13 protein-coding genes are annotated in these 16,235 nt (G+C 41.9%); 11 read left to right on the forward strand and 2 right to left on the reverse strand.

Going from position 1 to position 16,235, the window contains the following annotated elements:
- The 10 genes from ACFO3P_RS08365 (at position 1) to ACFO3P_RS08410 (ending at position 11,091) form a co-directional block, all read left to right on the forward strand.
- The gene (locus ACFO3P_RS08365; RefSeq protein ID WP_212928342.1) at positions 1-1,269 is read left to right on the forward strand and encodes a M20/M25/M40 family metallo-hydrolase; all 1,269 of its coding nucleotides are present in this window, start codon (positions 1-3) and stop codon (positions 1,267-1,269) included.
- 77 nt (positions 1,270-1,346) lie between these two features.
- Entirely contained in the window at positions 1,347-2,138 is a 792-nt protein-coding gene (locus ACFO3P_RS08370) for a DUF3100 domain-containing protein (protein WP_042530057.1), read from the forward strand.
- Entirely contained in the window at positions 2,135-2,620 is a 486-nt protein-coding gene (locus ACFO3P_RS08375; RefSeq protein ID WP_289584429.1) for a DUF751 domain-containing protein, read from the forward strand. The genes ACFO3P_RS08370 and ACFO3P_RS08375 overlap by 4 nt, the downstream gene beginning before the upstream one ends.
- A 210-nt stretch (positions 2,621-2,830) precedes the next feature.
- Complete coding sequence (locus ACFO3P_RS08380; protein ID WP_289584428.1) at positions 2,831-4,441, forward strand: gamma-glutamyltransferase family protein; 1,611 nt, start codon at positions 2,831-2,833, stop codon at positions 4,439-4,441.
- A gap of 40 nt (positions 4,442-4,481) precedes the next feature.
- Positions 4,482-5,045, forward strand: coding sequence for a chromate transporter (locus ACFO3P_RS08385; RefSeq protein WP_193065509.1), 564 nt, complete (start codon positions 4,482-4,484; stop codon positions 5,043-5,045).
- Complete coding sequence (locus ACFO3P_RS08390) at positions 5,042-5,569, forward strand: chromate transporter (protein WP_193065510.1); 528 nt, start codon at positions 5,042-5,044, stop codon at positions 5,567-5,569. Before ACFO3P_RS08385 ends, ACFO3P_RS08390 begins: the two co-directional genes overlap by 4 nt.
- Positions 5,570-5,849: 280 nt before the next feature.
- A complete protein-coding gene (locus ACFO3P_RS08395) occupies positions 5,850-7,280 on the forward strand; it encodes a PTS mannitol transporter subunit IIBC (protein WP_289584427.1) in 1,431 nt (476 codons plus the stop codon).
- Positions 7,281-7,358: 78 nt separating this feature from the next.
- Entirely contained in the window at positions 7,359-9,452 is a 2,094-nt protein-coding gene (locus tag ACFO3P_RS08400; protein WP_289584426.1) for a BglG family transcription antiterminator, read from the forward strand.
- A 50-nt stretch (positions 9,453-9,502) separates the two neighbouring features.
- Positions 9,503-9,943, forward strand: coding sequence for a PTS mannitol transporter subunit IIA (locus tag ACFO3P_RS08405; protein WP_042530067.1), 441 nt, complete (start codon positions 9,503-9,505; stop codon positions 9,941-9,943).
- Positions 9,943-11,091, forward strand: coding sequence for a mannitol-1-phosphate 5-dehydrogenase (locus ACFO3P_RS08410; protein ID WP_042530069.1), 1,149 nt, complete (start codon positions 9,943-9,945; stop codon positions 11,089-11,091). The genes ACFO3P_RS08405 and ACFO3P_RS08410 overlap by 1 nt, the downstream gene beginning before the upstream one ends.
- Positions 11,092-11,153: 62 nt before the next feature.
- On the opposite strand, the gene ACFO3P_RS08415 is transcribed toward ACFO3P_RS08410, so the two are convergent.
- Both ACFO3P_RS08415 and ACFO3P_RS08420 read right to left on the reverse strand, forming a co-directional pair.
- Positions 11,154-11,939 carry a Cof-type HAD-IIB family hydrolase gene (locus tag ACFO3P_RS08415; protein WP_042530071.1) on the reverse strand — a complete coding sequence of 262 codons (786 nt, stop codon included), beginning with the start codon at positions 11,937-11,939 and terminating at the stop codon, positions 11,154-11,156.
- A 112-nt stretch (positions 11,940-12,051) separates the two neighbouring features.
- Positions 12,052-13,749, reverse strand: a complete 1,698-nt coding sequence (locus tag ACFO3P_RS08420; protein WP_042530073.1) for a M3 family oligoendopeptidase — start codon at positions 13,747-13,749, stop codon at positions 12,052-12,054.
- A 1,242-nt stretch (positions 13,750-14,991) separates the two neighbouring features.
- On the opposite strand from ACFO3P_RS08420, the gene argJ reads away from it, so the two are divergent.
- Entirely contained in the window at positions 14,992-16,182 is a 1,191-nt protein-coding gene (gene argJ, locus ACFO3P_RS08425) for a bifunctional glutamate N-acetyltransferase/amino-acid acetyltransferase ArgJ (RefSeq protein ID WP_289584425.1), read from the forward strand.
- The last annotated feature ends 53 nt before the right edge of the window (positions 16,183-16,235 follow it).

Raw genomic sequence — 16,235 nt, forward strand, 5'->3', positions numbered from 1 at the left:
ATGTTTTTTAAAGAGCAATATCAGCTGATAAAAGACGTGGCAGAGGATATTTATTACCACCCGGAATTAGGCTATAAAGAACAGCGGACAAAAGAGAATATCATCCGCTTTTTAAAGGAAGTTGATCCAGATGTGGACATCGAGCATTTCAGTACGACAGGATTCAAGACGACATTAGGGCCCGAAGAAGGGGATACACATATTGCGTTTATTGCTGAGCTGGATGCCGTGTATGCACCATCACATATGTACGCTGATAAAGAGACAGGAGCGGCTCATAACTGTGGACACTATACGCAAGTGGGCATCGCACTGGCAATCTATCGTTATTACGTGAAGACGAATGCCAGCAAGAATTGGAAAAATAAAATAAGTTTTATCTTTGTCCCAGCAGAAGAGTATTTAGATTTGGCTTATCGTGATGCATTGATTGAACAGGGAACGATCACGCATTATGGCGGCAAGCCGGAATTGATGAAGCTGGGTGTTTTTGATGATATCGATTTAGCTATTTGCGTACATGCCATTGGCGGCGAGTTTGATAACCGGACAGTGAATGTGAATTGCGATTTAGCTGGTTTTCTTTATAAAAAGTATACCTTTAAAGGAAAAGCAACGCATGCCGGTTTTGATCCGTTTTCCAGCAAGAATGCCTACAGCATGTCCACGGTTTTCAATACTGCAGTCGGTTTAATGAGACAGCAGCTGGATGAGAAGGAGCATGTTCGTATTAATCCTATTGTAATGGGCTCCGATATGTCGACCAATGTGGTTCCGAATGAAATCACAGTTGGCACCGATCTCCGGACAAAAACCGTGGATTATTTAAAAGAAGCGGCAGCCAAACTGGATGATGCAGCTAAGGGAAGCGCGATTGCCCTGCAGGGGGACGTGGGAACACATACACAAATGGGGTACCTTCCGTTTATTCAGAACAGATACCTTTCCACCTTTGTACAAGCTGTTTTTGATAATTTTTCGGAAATTGATGAAATCGATAACGAGAGCTTTATTAGTGCGGCTGGGGATATTGGTGATTTATCGTATATGATTCCATGTATCCAAATCGGCTACAGCGGCTTTACAGGAACGATTCATGGTGATGATTTCATTGATGTGGATCCGGAATTTATTTATAGCATTTTCCCGGAATTTGTTGCGGAAGTATTAGAAAATATAGATGAAAATGTGGACAAGGAAAAATTGTACAAACGTTCTTATTCGGAATATCTTTCGGTGATTAATCAGATTGTGGATGGTTCCAACTAGTTGCGTTTAAAAGGATGTTCAAAAGGCCTAATAAAAGGGGCTTTTTAAACACGTACTTTAAGAATTGGGGAATAGATATGGTCAAAAATTTTGTTTATTTTGTATTGTTTGTCCTGGCAGTTATTGCGGCAGCTGAGCTGATTGGTATTCAATCGTTTACAATCGGTTCAATGACCATTTCGATGCTTCCATTAGTTTTTGCGATTGCCATTGCGATGATCCTTGCTCTGCCGTTTTTGCGGAAAGGTATTCTGAAAAAGATATACAGTAAGAAGAATGTTGATTTTGCAAGCAAATATTTAATTTTTATTATGCTTCCATTAATGGCTCGGTACGGGTCCGATGTTGCTCCGCAGATCAGAGAGATTCTGCAGGTCGGCTGGGTGTTTATTATTCAGGAGATTGGTAATCTGGGAACAGTTCTTTTCGGACTGCCAATTGCTATATTGATAGGCTTGCGCCGCGAAGCAATTGGAGCCACCTTAGGATTAGGAAGGGAAGGAGAGCTTGCGTATATTTCCGAAAAGTATACATTGGAATCTCCGGAAGGGCGGGGAGTTATCTCGCTTTATGTCATCGGTACGTTATTCGGGACGATGTTTTTTAGTATATTTGCACCGATTTTGCTTGATTTCGGTATTCGTGTTGAGGCACTTGCGATGGCTTCTGGAGTAGGTTCAGGAAGCATGATGAGTGCGGCATCTGCCACGCTGGTAGCAAGAGTTCCTGAAATGGAAAACACCATTTTAGCCTATGCTTCCGCCAGTCAGCTGTTAACCAGCTTTATCGGTACATTTACGATGGTATTCCTTGCCGCTCCGTTACAGCAGGTTGTATATAAGTTCTTAGTTAGAGGTGACAAAAAATGAACCCGACCATGCGCCGTTATATCCGATATGCGTTCGTACTTTTATTAAGTGTAGCATTGATTTTATTTGCACAAGAAATCAAGCTGGTTAAAAACCCGGATTCGACACCAATTACATCCATGACCTTTGTCGGGTTAGGAATCCTTTGGTTATTTTCATTTATGGGTGTGATTATTGCTGATCTTATGAAATTAGTTCCAATCAAAGTCATCCGTGATTTTCCTATTTTAGGCTGGGTATCAATTACATCTTTAACGATGTGCCTGATTTCAGATTTTTTCGTTGAAGCAATCCAGTCTGTAGACTTTCTTGCGATTACAACACCAATTTTGACGGTTGCCGGTATTTCCGTAGCCAACCGGCTTGTTGATTTGCGGAGAACCTCCTGGAAAATTGCGATTGTTGCTGTCTTTGTATTTGCAGGAACGTATCTGTGCAGTGCCTTATTAGCACAGCTTGGACTTTTTTTCGCAGATAATTAAATTTGATTTGAAAAGACTTTTCCTATGAATGGCAGGAAGAGTCTTTTTTTAGATGGATAGATTAGCAAGAACGCTTACAGATTCCAGAACAAGTATGATAGACTTAAAGAAAGGGGATAGAGTCTTTCATATTCCGTGTTTTTTTGATGGGATATCCGGTTTTTCTTGCCGGTCAGACGATAACCAAATAGTCCTTGAAAGGATGAGCAGATGGAGCAGATACATCAAAAATTTAATCCTTATGCAATTGCAAGAGAATCTATATACGCAAAAAAAGGGATGGTTGCGACGAGCCAGCCTTTGGCAGCGGAGGCGGGGTTAGAAATTTTGAAAAAAGGCGGCAATGCCATTGATGCTGCGATTGCGACAGCGGCCTGTTTAACAGTGGTAGAGCCGACATCCAATGGAATTGGCGGAGATGCGTTTGCCCTTGTATGGACAAAAGGGGAGCTGCATGGTTTGAATGGCAGCGGAAGGTCTCCTGAACATATTTCCATAGAGGCAGTCAAAGAAAAAGGATATGATACGATTCCTCCATTCGGGTGGATACCTGTAACGGTGCCTGGTGTACCTAAAGCATGGGCAGAGTTGTCCAGACGATTTGGCAAATTGTCTTTAAAAGAAACGCTGCAGCCGGCTATTGAATATGCCCGGGAAGGCTTTCCGATATCGCCAATATTAGCACGCTTCTGGAAGAAAGCCTATCAAATGTATCAAAAGGAAGAGGGCTATGATTTTGCTGCCTGGTTTGAAACCTTTGCACCTGACGGCAGAGCTCCTAAAGTGGGGGAAATCTGGAAATCAGCTGATCATGCAGCGACGTTAGAAGCGATTGCAGAAACGGATGCCGCTTCTTTTTATGAAGGAGAGCTGGCTGACAAAATTGCCCGGGCCTCTGAGGAAGCCGGCGGTTTTTTAACAAAGACGGATTTAGAAAAGCATGAAACAGAATGGGTAGCTCCGATAAAGGTCAATTACCGGGGGTATGATGTTTGGGAGATTCCTCCGAACGGGCAGGGAATCATTGCGCTGAAAGCGTTGAATATTTTAAAAGGCTATTCGATGACAGCCAAGGAATCGGTAGATACATATCATAAGCAAATGGAAGCGATGAAGCTGGCTTTTGAAGACGGGAAGCGGCATATTACCGAGGAAATCCAAATGCGCTATACAACGAAGCAGCTCTTGAGTGAGGAATATGCGGCTTCGAGAAGGGCATTGATTGGCGAGGAAGCGATTCTTCCTAATGCAGGAGACCCTGCTGGCAGCGGAACAGTTTATTTAGCAACAGCAGATGAAGAAGGGAATATGGTTTCCTTTATCCAGAGTAATTATAAGGGCTTTGGTTCAGGAGTAGTGATCCCCGGAACAGGGATTGCGATGCAAAATCGAGGATGGGATTTCTCTATGGATGAGACGCACGTCAATGTGCTGGCAGGCGGGAAAAGAACCTATCATACGATTATTCCCGGTTTTATTACAAAGAACAATGTAGCAATTGGCCCATTCGGCGTGATGGGAGGGTTTATGCAGCCGCAGGGACATGTTCAGGTTGTGATGAATACGATTGATTTTGGACTTCATCCGCAGGCTGCTTTGGATGCACCAAGATGGCAATGGTTGAAAGAGAAAAGGATAGAGGTAGAGCATCGATTTCCGTATACAATTGCTCAAGAATTGCGTCAAAAAGGACATGATATACACATACAGCTGGAGCCGAACAGCTTCGGACGCGGGCAAATCATCTGGCGCAACCCGGAAACCGGCGTGCTCTCTGGAGGAACCGAGTCCAGAGCAGACGGGCATATCGCTGTATGGTAGAACAGGCTTGAAAATGAGATAAAGAAGGATTGTTATATTCATGAAAAAGCAATGGGATATTTTTATCGCTTTCTTCCGGATAGGAATGCTGGGCTTCGGCGGCGGGCCGGCCTCGATCCCGCTTATGCGGAAGGAAGCTGTCGAGAAGTATAAATGGATGGATGAGGACGAATTTACTGATATGTTATCCATCAGCAATACCCTGCCTGGACCGATAGCCACCAAGCTGGCAGGCTATATCGGCTATCGTGTCTCCGGCTGGATTGGTATGCTGAATGCGTTGGTTGCTTCTGTGATTCCAACGGTTTTATTAGTTATTATTTTATTAAGAACGCTATCAGAGGTCCGCGAATTTGATTGGGTGAAGGGCATGACTGCAGCGGTGGTAGCTGTTGTCGGGATGATGATGGCTGTTCTGACGTGGCAGTTCCTTCATAAAGCGGGAAAAGGTCTCGGCTGGATACGTGCGATTATCATGATTGCGGTGATATTTGTAGTGCTAAATTACCTGCATATTCATCCGGGCATTGTGATTGGCTTTCTCTTAATTATCGCTTTTGCTCTTCCGGTGAAAAAGAAGGAGAAAGAAGGTGAACGCTCATGATTTTATGGGATATTTTTGTTGCTTTCTTTATTCCGGGAATCATCGGCTATGGAGGCGGTCCTGCTTCGATAACCCTGGTCGAAAATGAGGTCGTGCGTAATTATGGGTGGATGTCTGTGCAGGAATTTGGAGAGGTGCTGGCCTTTGCCAATTCACTGCCCGGACCGATAGCCACCAAAATGGCAGGATACGTCGGCTATGAACTAGGCGGTGTGGCAGGCTCCATTGTCGGAATCTTTGCCACGGTTGCCCCTTCGTTGATTTTAATGATTTTACTGGGCGGCATTTTACTCAAATATAAAAAATCCGAACGCGTCCATCGGCTGACGGTATTTGTCCAGCCAGTTATTGCAGTGCTGCTGGGTGTGATTGCCTGGAATTTCTGGACAGAAGCATATATCAGTATTGGACTGCTGCAAACAGCCATTATTGTTGTTATCAGTTTTTATCTGATAGAAATAAAACAGGTGCATCCGGCATTTATTATTGCTGGAGCCATGTTATATGGCGGCTTTTTCTTGTGAAATTGCTTGGTCAAAAAAAATGAAGAACATGATAATTTGTTGAGGCTTACCAGAGACATTTTGTTAGAGAGGATATATTTTACCTGTCTGGCAGATGTCTCTTTTTTCCCATTTAACGCTATATCGCATCTCTTCTTCTATCCAAGCATGACAATTCTCTAATATTGTTTTGGCAACAAACACGTGACAAAGTTGCATTTTGATTAAGTTGTTTTCCCTAGAGGACACGGCATAAAATAAAGATAAGAAATGAATTCAAAAGGGAAAGGAGTTTAACAATATGTCAACACAAAACGGTGGATTACGTGCAAAAGTACAAAAATTTGGAAGTAACCTCAGTGGAATGATTATGCCGAACATCGGTGCTTTTATTGCTTGGGGGTTAATTACAGCTTTATTTATTCCGGATGGCTGGATTCCAAATGAAACGATGGCTAGCTTAGTTGATCCAATGATTAAATATTTATTGCCATTATTGATTGGTTTCACAGGCGGACGTATGGTCTATGATTTCCGTGGAGGAGTTGTAGGTGCCATTGCGACAATGGGGGTTATTGTCGGAGCAGAACAGCCAATGTTCCTTGGAGCGATGGTAATGGGCCCGTTAGCCGGTTATCTGATGAAGAAAGTGGATGATCTATTTCAGGCAAAAATTCGCCAGGGCTTTGAAATGTTATATAATAATTTCTCATCTGGGATTTTAGCCGCTATCCTTGCGATGATTGCTGTAGCTGGAATTGGACCAATCGTTTCTGGCTTAACAAATGCTTTAGGAAGAGGTGTTGAAGCTATTGTCAGTGCGGGTTTATTACCGTTAACCAGTATTATTCTCGAACCTGCCAAGACACTATTTTTAAATAACGCGATTAACCACGGTATTCTGACACCGCTTGGATCAGAACAGTCATTAGAAACAGGAAAATCTATTCTGTTCCTTCTTGAAGCGAATCCTGGACCTGGTCTAGGAATATTACTTGCTTTTGCTTTCTTTGGAAAAGGCGTATCCAAAGCATCTGCGCCAGGGGCAGCAATTATTCAGTTCTTAGGTGGTATTCATGAAATTTATTTCCCTTATATCTTAATGAAGCCTACGTTAATTATTGCAGCCATTTTTGGTGGTATGTCAGGAATATTTACACTTCAATTATTTGATGCAGGGTTGAGAGCTGCTGCCTCACCAGGAAGTATTTTCGCTGTTATATTCATGACACCTGCTAACAGTTATGTCGGAGTTATTTTAAGTGTTATTATAGCAACTGCCGTTTCCTTTGGTATTGCTTCCCTTATCCTGAAGACTTCAAAAGGCGGGGAAGAGGATCTTACCGCTTCTACTGAAAAGATGGAAGCAATGAAAGGAAAGAAAAGCAGTGTCAGCAGTTCTCTGACAGGAGAAAAGGAAGAAGCGGATATCGAAACACCTGTGAAGGACCCAACAGAAGTGAATAAAATTATTTTTGCATGTGATGCCGGAATGGGCTCCAGTGCAATGGGAGCTTCCTTATTAAAGAATAAATTCAAGAAAAACGATATTGCCATCGATGTAACCAATAAAGCAATAAATGAAATCCCGGATGATGCGGATATTATCATTACGCAAAAAACACTGACAGACAGGGCGAAAGCAAAACGTCCGGATGCAGAGCATATTTCTGTCGATAATTTCTTAAACAGCCCGCGCTACGATGAATTGGTCGAACGATTAAAGGATTGATGTGTTCTGTGCAGTTATAATAAAGTAATAGCCTTCTCTATTAAGGGAAGGCTATCTGCGGAAGGGAGGTGAATGGCAATGTATCTTACTAGTCGTGAACGAAATATCCTGTCTTTTTTACTATCGGATGAAGAAGACAAAACAGTAAAACAAGTAGCGGATAAACTGAACGTCAGTACCAGAACCATTCACCGTGAACTAAAGAAATTAGAGGATGTATTAGCGGCTTATCAACTGACTTTTTATAAAAAGGCAGGTTCTGGAATTAGGATTAACGGAAAGTTGCAGCAGAAGCAGCAATTAAAAGAACAGGTTGCACTGCTGGACGGGGTCGAATTATCGGAAGAAGAAAGACAATCTATTTTATTGAATACATTGATTCAGGTTCATGAGCCGATTAAATTATTTACCCTTTCCAGTGAATTGAATGTGACGATCGCTACAATTTCTCAGGATTTGGATGACATTGAGAAGCGTATCCAGACTTTTGATTTAGAGCTTGTCCGGAAAAAAGGATATGGCGTAGAAATTCAAGGGGATGAAGTGAAAAAACGGGCTGTATTAAGTAATTTAATCTCCCGTCATATTGATTTATTTGAATTTGTGGAGAAAATCAAAGCAAAAAATAAGGAAGAAAAAGCAAAGGGTGAAACAATTTCTGACCGGTTATTAGGTCTCGTTGACCCGCTGAAATTAGAGAAAATAGAAGAGCAGGTGCAGGCAATCGGCAGGGAGCTTCCTTATTATTTGGCAGACAGTGCGTATGTCGGGCTGGTTGTTCATTTGGCGCTTGCGATTGAAAGACTGCAAAAAGGAGATACCATCCATTTTGATGAGGGGTATAAACAGGAGATTCAGGGGAAGCAGGAATACCACATTGCAGCTAAATTAATTGAAAAACTGGAGACTGCTTTTTCCATCGAGATTCCGGAGGACGAGATTGGCTATATTACGATGCATTTAATGGGAGCAAAGCTTAGAGAAAATCAATCCTATTTGCTGGAAGAGGCCAGTATGGATCTGGCACATCGGGTGAAGGAGCTCATTCGCAAAGCAGGAGAAGAGCTGCAGATTGATTTATCGGCAAATAACCGCTTTTTAAACGATTTAACCACGCATTTAAAGCCAGCTATCTATCGAATGAAACAGCAGATGAATATTCATAATCCGATGCTGGCAGAAATCAAACGGGATTATATGGAGCTTTTCGAAATAATTGAAGCATGTACTGCATCTGTCTTTCCGGAGTTGCAGATTCCGGAAGAAGAAATTGCTTATATTGTCCTGCATTTTGCAGCGACACTTCTGCAGACCGAGGAGCGTCAAGATGTACGTGTTCTGGTTATTTGTTCCACAGGGATTGGGACATCAAAAATGCTGGCCACCAAATTAGAACGTAAATTTCCAGAAATAGAGCTGGCCAGGCACCAATCCATTTTTGATTTAAAGCAAGAGGAGCTTTTAGAATATGATGTCATTGTTTCGACCGTTCTTTTAGAAAATTTGAATCAAAGCTATGTGCACATTTCACCGATGCTGACAGAGGACGAGGCTGCCAAAGTGAAGACAGCCATCCGAAAAGCAGCATTAACACGGCCTTCATCATCAGTGAAAACAAATAAGATGATGGAAGGAGATTTTCTAGTAAACCTTCAAGAAATGCATCGTTATTCAGACACCATTTTACAGGTGTTAAACCGGTTTAAATTATTTCATCTGAAAGAAGGGAAGCGGCGTTTCTTGGCATCTATTTGTCTTCAATTACAGCAGCACGGCCTGATTGAAAATCAAAAAATTCTGTTTGAAAAATTGACCAAGAGAGAAGCTCAGGGCGGTTTAGGGATTCCTGATTCAAAGCTTGCTTTATTTCATACCAGATCAGATACGATTAACGGGCCGGGATTCTATGTTTTTCAATTACCTAAGAAGGAAGAAGTAGAGGCAATGGACGGAACAAAGATGGATGTATCACGTATTTTGATCATGCTTGCTCCGGAAGCCGTGCATCCGGAAGCATTAGATATTTTAAGCTTTATCAGCGGTTTGATTATTCAGGATGATACGTATCTGCAGCTGCTTCAGGAAGCAGAAGAAAAAGAAATTAAGCAAGCTTTGACAAAGCAGTTTCAATTATTTATTCAGGAAAAGTTTTACCAAGAGGAAAACCGTTAATTAAGATAAGTAGTTACTTTATCCAAGTTTTAAAAAAGGAGTGCATATCCATGACAAAAGAAATTTTAAGCGCAGAGAATATTGAATTAGGTGTACAGCTCGCATCTAAGGAGGAAGCGGTTCGTTACGTTGGCGGCATTTTATTAAATAATGGTTATGTGAAAGAAAGCTATATTGATAAGATGCTGGAGCGTGAAGCGATTGCAACGACATTTATGGGAAATGCATTAGCTATTCCGCACGGGACAGAAGATGCGAAAAAAGAAGTTTTAGCAACCGGACTGTCAGTTGTCACGGTTCCAGACGGCGTTGATTTTGGCGATGGAAATATCGTAAAACTGTTGATTGGTATTGCGGGAAAAGGGGATGAGCATTTAGAAATATTATCGCAGATTGCTATTATCTGCTCAGAAGAAGAGAATGTGGAGAAATTGACACAGGCAGCTACTAAGGAGGAAATTATAGCAACCCTTAATGAGGTGAATGACTGATGAAGGCGGTTCACTTCGGTGCAGGAAATATCGGCAGGGGCTTTATTGGACTTTTACTGGATCAGTCAGGGTACGAGGTTACCTTTGTAGATGTTAACGATGAAATTATCTCAAGCATTAATCAACACAAATCATACCAGGTTCATTTTGCAGATGAAACAAGTGATGCGGTCACTGTAGAACATATTTCTGGTATTAACAGTATAGAAGACCCGAAGGCTGTGACGAATGCTATCATCGATGCGGATATCGTTACAACCGCTGTCGGGCCGAATATTTTGCCTGTCATCGCAAAAGCGATTGCCAAAGGACTTGTGGAAAGAATCGATATTCACCGCGAGCCGCTTGCCATCATTGCCTGCGAAAATATGATTGGCGGCAGTACGTTATTAAAGGAATATGTTTACCAGGAAATCAGTGAAACAGATCAGGAAGGCTTTGACGATTTATTTGGTTTTCCAGATGCGGCAGTAGATAGAATAGTACCGAATCAAACAAATGCGAATTTGCTGGATGTTCGTGTGGAGCCTTATTATGAATGGGTCGTGGAGAAGACATTTATTCAAGGCGAGCTACCTGATATTAAAGGAATCACCTATGTTGAAGAACTTGGGCCATATATTGAGCGCAAGCTGTTCACTGTCAATACCGGGCATGCAGCGACAGCTTATTTGGGAAGCTGCCATGGATATGAAACCATTGATGAAGCACTACAGGGTGAAGCGGTGATGGATACCTTAAACGGCGTATTACAGGAGACTGGCCAGGCTTTAATAGAAGCCTATGGATTTGACGCCAAAGCGCATGCAGACTATATCCAAAAAATCATCGGCCGATTCCAAAACCCGCATATTTCCGATGAAGTTACCCGTGTGGGCAGAGGACCGGTTCGCAAGCTGGGGCCGAAAGACAGATTTGTACGACCGGCAAGTATGTATTTGGAATTTACATCTGCTGCGCCGACATATTTAGCCAAAGCGATGGCAGCTGCTTTACGGTTTCAAAATAAAAGCGATGAAGAAGCAGTGAAGCTTCAAAGAATGATTCAAAAAAAAGGGCCGGCGGCAGCTTTTGCAGAGGTAAGCGGATTAGAACAGAATCATCCGATTACGGAAGCGGTCATGCTGGAGTATGAGAAGCTGCGCTAAATGATATATTAGCTAGATAGAAAAAGCATGGAAATACTGCCTTTCCATGCTTTTTCGTTAACCTATTTCACCAGACCAAGCTTTTTCAATCCGTTAAAAATACCTGAATCTGTCACTGATGTTGTTTGAAAGTCCGCATATTCCACTAATCTGGAATCGGCATTTCCCATGGCAATGCCTGTGCCGACAAACTGGAGCATTTCTTTATCATTCATTCCGTCTCCAAAAGCAATTACCTCAGAAGGAGAGATATTCAGATGCTCCAGCATGTGTTTAATAGCAATCCCTTTATTGACAGAAGTCCGAAGCACATCATAGGATTCACTCGCATGAGGCACGTTGACCTTGGAGAGGTGGTAATCCTCGGTGATTTCAAAGTCCTTTACCTGCTCTTCTGTCACATTAATTGCGGAAGCTGAAACAATTTTATCTGCGACATCCGGTCTGAAGATTTTATTTTGATGCAGCTGGAATACGTTATTGAAATCCTTCACATACGGATTCGTTAGAGAAGTGAAGTAATTATTTTCGGTTGTGTAGAGCACCAGCTCACTTTCACTTTGACCGGCAATGGATACCATTTTCTCTACATCCTCTTGTTTCATCGGTGCGTTAAAAATAACATCTCCTTGATGAAGCGCGTAGGCGCCATTATAGGTAACCGTGGAGGTGATCTCAAAATTAGAGGCTAAATTTTGGATATCCACAAACGGTCTGCCTGTGCATAAAAACACATCTAACCCAGCAGATTTTACTTGCCGGATTGCTTCTTGCGTGGACGGCGTGTAGGTGTGGTCCGGCTGCAGGATGGTTCCGTCAATATCTAAAAATAATGCGCGATAAGTCATTGTAATCTCCTTTTCTCCTTAAAACTACTCCTATTTTATCATAATGTCAGGGCAAAACCCAGCAGACAAAAAAAGAGAGAAGCCTTCTTTATCAGCTTCTCACCTAAATGTGTTATAGCGCCTGATCGTCAACCTGATCAAGCCAATCTTCAATAAAATCAACCGCCGCTTCGACCGTTCCTTCTTCAAAAGGAGACGCTAAACCGGCAGATTGAACAAGCTCTAAAAATGGCTTGGAGCCGCCGAGTTTGCACAGGTCCAGATAGTCCTGCCATGCTTTTTCCCGATTTTCCTGTGATTTCTTTAAAAATTGAAAGGCACAGATTTGTGCGAGCGTATAATCGATATAATAAAACGGATCCTCATAGATATGCCCCTGCTTCTGCCAGAAAGCACCTGATTCTAAGCTTTCTATTCCATTGTAATCGCGATGCGGCAGGTATTTCTTCTCCAGATTGCGCCAAGCCTGATTACGCTCCTCTGATGTCCAGTCTGGATTTTTATAAACAAGGTGCTGGAATTCATCTACTGCAACGCCATATGGCAGAAATTGAATCGCGTCAGAGAGATGTGCATACTTATATTTGTCCACATCCTCTTGAAAGAAATTTTCCATCCACGGATAGGTGAAAAATTCCATGCTCATGGAGTGAATTTCAGCAGATTCGCTTGTCGGAAAATAATATTCCGGCACAGAAAAATGACGGCTGGAATAAGCTTGAAAAGCATGTCCTGCTTCATGCGTCAAGACATCGATATCTCCAGAGGTTCCATTAAAATTAGAGAAAATAAACGGAGACTGATAATCTTCTATATACGTACAATATCCGCCGCTCTCCTTGCCTTTTTTTGCCTCTAAATCCAGCAGCTCGCGGTCCAGCATAAACTGAAAGAATGCACTGGTTTCCTCTGATAATTCATCATACATTTGCTTGCCATTTTTAATAATCCAATCTGGATTGCCCTTCGGAGCGGCATTTCCAGAAGCGAAAACAAAGGCTTCATCATAGAATTTCAAGGAATCTACACCAATTCGTTTAGCCTGTTTTTCATAAAGCTTTGTGGCAATCGGTACAATGACTTCCTCCACTTGTTTGCGGTAACGCTGGACCATTTCTGCGTTATAATCAACACGCTGCATGCGAAGATAGCCAACATCAACAAAGTTTTTGAAACCTAGCTTTTCCGCAATTTGTTGACGTGTTTTCACTAAATCGTCATAGAGGCGATCCAGCTTTTCTTTATTGTCTGCAAAAAAGCTTTGTCTGGCCTCCAATGCTTCTTTTCGGGTTTGGCGGTCCGGGTCCTCTGCAAATGGGCCGAGCTGTGCCAGCGTATATGATTCACCCCGGAATTCAATGTCGGCAGATGCAATTAATTTGGAGTAAGCAGAGGTCAGCTTATTTTCTGTCTGCAGCAGTGGAATGATTTCTTTCGAGAAAGCCTTGATTTCGCATTCCGCCAAATCAAATAATTGGGAACCATACTTATCTCGAAGCTGGGCTTCGTAAGGAGATTTCAGGAGTTCTTTATAAAATGCGGTAGATAATTCCTGAATTTCCGGAAGATGCGCATCAAAAAAATCCCGTTCTTCGTGATAAAATGCATCGCGGGTATCGATGGAAGCACGGATGAATACAAGGTTATACATGGTTGAAAGGTGATTCCGAATCGCGTTAATGGTATCAATAGCAGTGATTGCCTGCTCCATGGAAGCAGCGTTTTGGAATTGCTCCAGCTTTTGATAAAAATCCTCTTTCACTTTCGGGAGATCCGGTCGTTCATAGGCGTAATTTGCGAACGTTTGCATATTTCCTCCTCCTTATATTCATATCATAGAAATATATACCAATTATAAGTATACCTCCATTTATGGGAATTGTATTCTATTTTTGCACTTTAAGTATAAAGAATTAAAGGAATAAAGTATAAGTGCAGTGCTTTTGATGGGACGAGTAATCGCAGTCCGAGTCCTAGCTAAAGCATTTGTGAATGTCATGTTTTCTTTAGAAGAAAAAGTGTTATCTTGGGTCCCCTGCATGTTACCCGTCTATTTATTCGAATAATTTCAAAATACATATTGCATATTTAATCATTTTAGTGCATATTTATTATATATTATTTTTCATCAGAAAGTTTCTTACGACAACTATAGATTAGTATATTTTAAGATATTAACTCAATTTTCGCACCTAAGAATAAGCAAATATATATTGCTATTCCAAGATGAACATGTTCTTCATTACCATGCTTGCATTTTGGTGAAATATCCGGCCTTTTTGGAATTGATGATGGTGCATAGCTCCGCTCCGGCCAACCACTCCGCTTTCCGACGTACAAATGTTTTCGATGGGACGAGTAATCGCAGTCCCAGGACGTACTAGTGCAGACGTTGCAACAACTCTTTTCGATGGGGTGAGTAATCGCAACCCCAGGACGTTGCGCTTTTAGTCTGCCATGGGGACGGCTTCAGCTAACTTGAAAAGAAAACCGCTTTTCAAGTGGATCTTCAGCTCGCCCTGTTCTCATAGGAGTCTGCGTGGTTGGCCTGCGCTCTGACAGGATTCTACAGCGAATGAAAGAAATAAGATTTTAATAAGCTGAAGGAAATAGCAGCTTTCGCCTGAATAACCAATCATGACAGCATGGATATGAAATACAGGGAATCGCTTCGATGCACAGAAAGGAATCTTGGCGGATCATGTTACCATGCAGCATGAAAAATAGGTTCTATCTGATTAAACTTCTGTTTGGTGAGTTGTTTTTCACGCATAGAATATCCTGCTAGCGGAGGCGGACCGTTTTGACTCCTGAGGGATCAGCACCATCTGAAGATCCACTTTTGCTAAGTGCTCTTCTTGGAAAAAGTTAGCTGAAGAGCGTGCCCCTAGGGAAGCTAAATGGTCGCCGCAGCGGTGCTTTACACTTCACCTTCTATAATCTTTATCAAGGGTGTTAGCGAAGGAACAATCAACTCCTGTTTCTATGGAAATGAAGTTACTTTTTAATGTGCGAAAGTTGAGATTTTAAATAAAAGGGGCAGTACATAAAAATGAAAAATTTACTGAAAGATAAGGAATATATTTTAGAAAATATGCCTGAAGGTTTTTATACATGTTCGAAAAGCCTGGGAATCAAAGATGAAACGCTGGATTTCACGGTTATCTTATCAACAGAGCTGGCAAATGCGGCTGCCATGTTTACACAAAGCAGATTTTGCGGAGCGCCTATTCCTATTGGAAAGCAAAATGTTGCGAATGGAAAATTACAATGCTTTGCGATCAATAGTAAAAATGCAAACGTAGCGACAGGAGAAGAAGGCATAAAAAATGTGATCGAGTTAAACGAATTAATTGCTGCGGAATTAGACATCGCTCCAGAGGATATTTTACCTTCATCGACAGGAGTGATAGGGTACCAGCTGCCAATGGATAAGATGCGGGCAGGCATAAAAAATCTTAAAAATAATCTGGTGGAAGGCGGATTAGATAAATCGGCGGAAGCAATAATGACAACAGACACCTATCCCAAACTAAAAATGTGCAAAATCGGTGATGCTACCCTGGTTGGAATGGCGAAGGGCTCTGGAATGATAGAGCCGAATATGGCTACGATGCTTTCTTATTTTGTTACAGATGCAGCTATTTCTGCAGATGAGCTGGAGAAATTATTGAAGGAAGCGGTCAATCAATCATTTAATATGGTCAGTATTGATACGGATACGAGTACAAGTGATACGGTAGCAATTATGGCAAACGGGGCTGCTGGAAAGGTAGATTTACAAGCATTCAAAGAAGCTCTGACAGCAATGAGTATCGATCTGGCTAAAGAAATTGCCCGTGATGGAGAAGGAGCAACCAAGCTGGTGGAGGTAACTGTAAATGAAGCTTCCAGTTTTCTGCAAGCGAAGAAGATAGGGAAAAGCATTGTTAATTCGCCACTTGTGAAAACGGCTATTTTTGGAGAAGACGCCAATTGGGGGCGTATCGCCATGGCAATCGGAAAATGTGAAGATGAAATAGAAGTGGATCTGGAAAAGATAGCAATTTATTTTGGAGATACCTTAATTTATCAAGGAAAACCGATTGGCGATAAGGAGAACCTGGACCAAATTCAATCCTATCTGGAGAATCCGGAAATAAAGATAACGGTGTCTTTAGCGCTGGGGACAGATCAGGCTACTGTCTGGGGATGCGATCTGTCTTATGATTATGTGCGGATTAATGGCGAATATACAACCTGATACCTTTTCAATATTCCTTCCTATGCAGATGAGATGAATATTGACTTTCTTAT

Source organism: Oceanobacillus aidingensis (assembly GCF_042654105.1).
GTDB classification, from domain to species: Bacteria; Bacillota; Bacilli; order Bacillales; family Amphibacillaceae; genus Oceanobacillus; species Oceanobacillus oncorhynchi.

Excerpts from the sequence above, each read along its gene's own strand:
- ACFO3P_RS08390 (WP_193065510.1), top strand. The coding sequence starts at position 5,042 with ATGATTTTATGGGATATTTTTGTTGCTTTCTTTATTCCGGGAATCATC.
- ACFO3P_RS08375 (WP_289584429.1), top strand. The coding sequence starts at position 2,135 with ATGAACCCGACCATGCGCCGTTATATCCGATATGCGTTCGTACTTTTA.
- ACFO3P_RS08370 (WP_042530057.1), top strand. The coding sequence starts at position 1,347 with ATGGTCAAAAATTTTGTTTATTTTGTATTGTTTGTCCTGGCAGTTATT.
- ACFO3P_RS08400 (WP_289584426.1), top strand. The coding sequence starts at position 7,359 with ATGTATCTTACTAGTCGTGAACGAAATATCCTGTCTTTTTTACTATCG.
- ACFO3P_RS08405 (WP_042530067.1), top strand. The coding sequence starts at position 9,503 with ATGACAAAAGAAATTTTAAGCGCAGAGAATATTGAATTAGGTGTACAG.
- ACFO3P_RS08385 (WP_193065509.1), top strand. The coding sequence starts at position 4,482 with ATGAAAAAGCAATGGGATATTTTTATCGCTTTCTTCCGGATAGGAATG.
- ACFO3P_RS08380 (WP_289584428.1), top strand. The coding sequence starts at position 2,831 with ATGGAGCAGATACATCAAAAATTTAATCCTTATGCAATTGCAAGAGAA.
- argJ (WP_289584425.1), top strand. The coding sequence starts at position 14,992 with ATGAAAAATTTACTGAAAGATAAGGAATATATTTTAGAAAATATGCCT.
- ACFO3P_RS08415 (WP_042530071.1), bottom strand. The coding sequence starts at position 11,939 with ATGACTTATCGCGCATTATTTTTAGATATTGACGGAACCATCCTGCAG.
- ACFO3P_RS08410 (WP_042530069.1), top strand. The coding sequence starts at position 9,943 with ATGAAGGCGGTTCACTTCGGTGCAGGAAATATCGGCAGGGGCTTTATT.
- ACFO3P_RS08420 (WP_042530073.1), bottom strand. The coding sequence starts at position 13,749 with ATGCAAACGTTCGCAAATTACGCCTATGAACGACCGGATCTCCCGAAA.
- ACFO3P_RS08365 (WP_212928342.1), top strand. The coding sequence starts at position 1 with ATGTTTTTTAAAGAGCAATATCAGCTGATAAAAGACGTGGCAGAGGAT.
- ACFO3P_RS08395 (WP_289584427.1), top strand. The coding sequence starts at position 5,850 with ATGTCAACACAAAACGGTGGATTACGTGCAAAAGTACAAAAATTTGGA.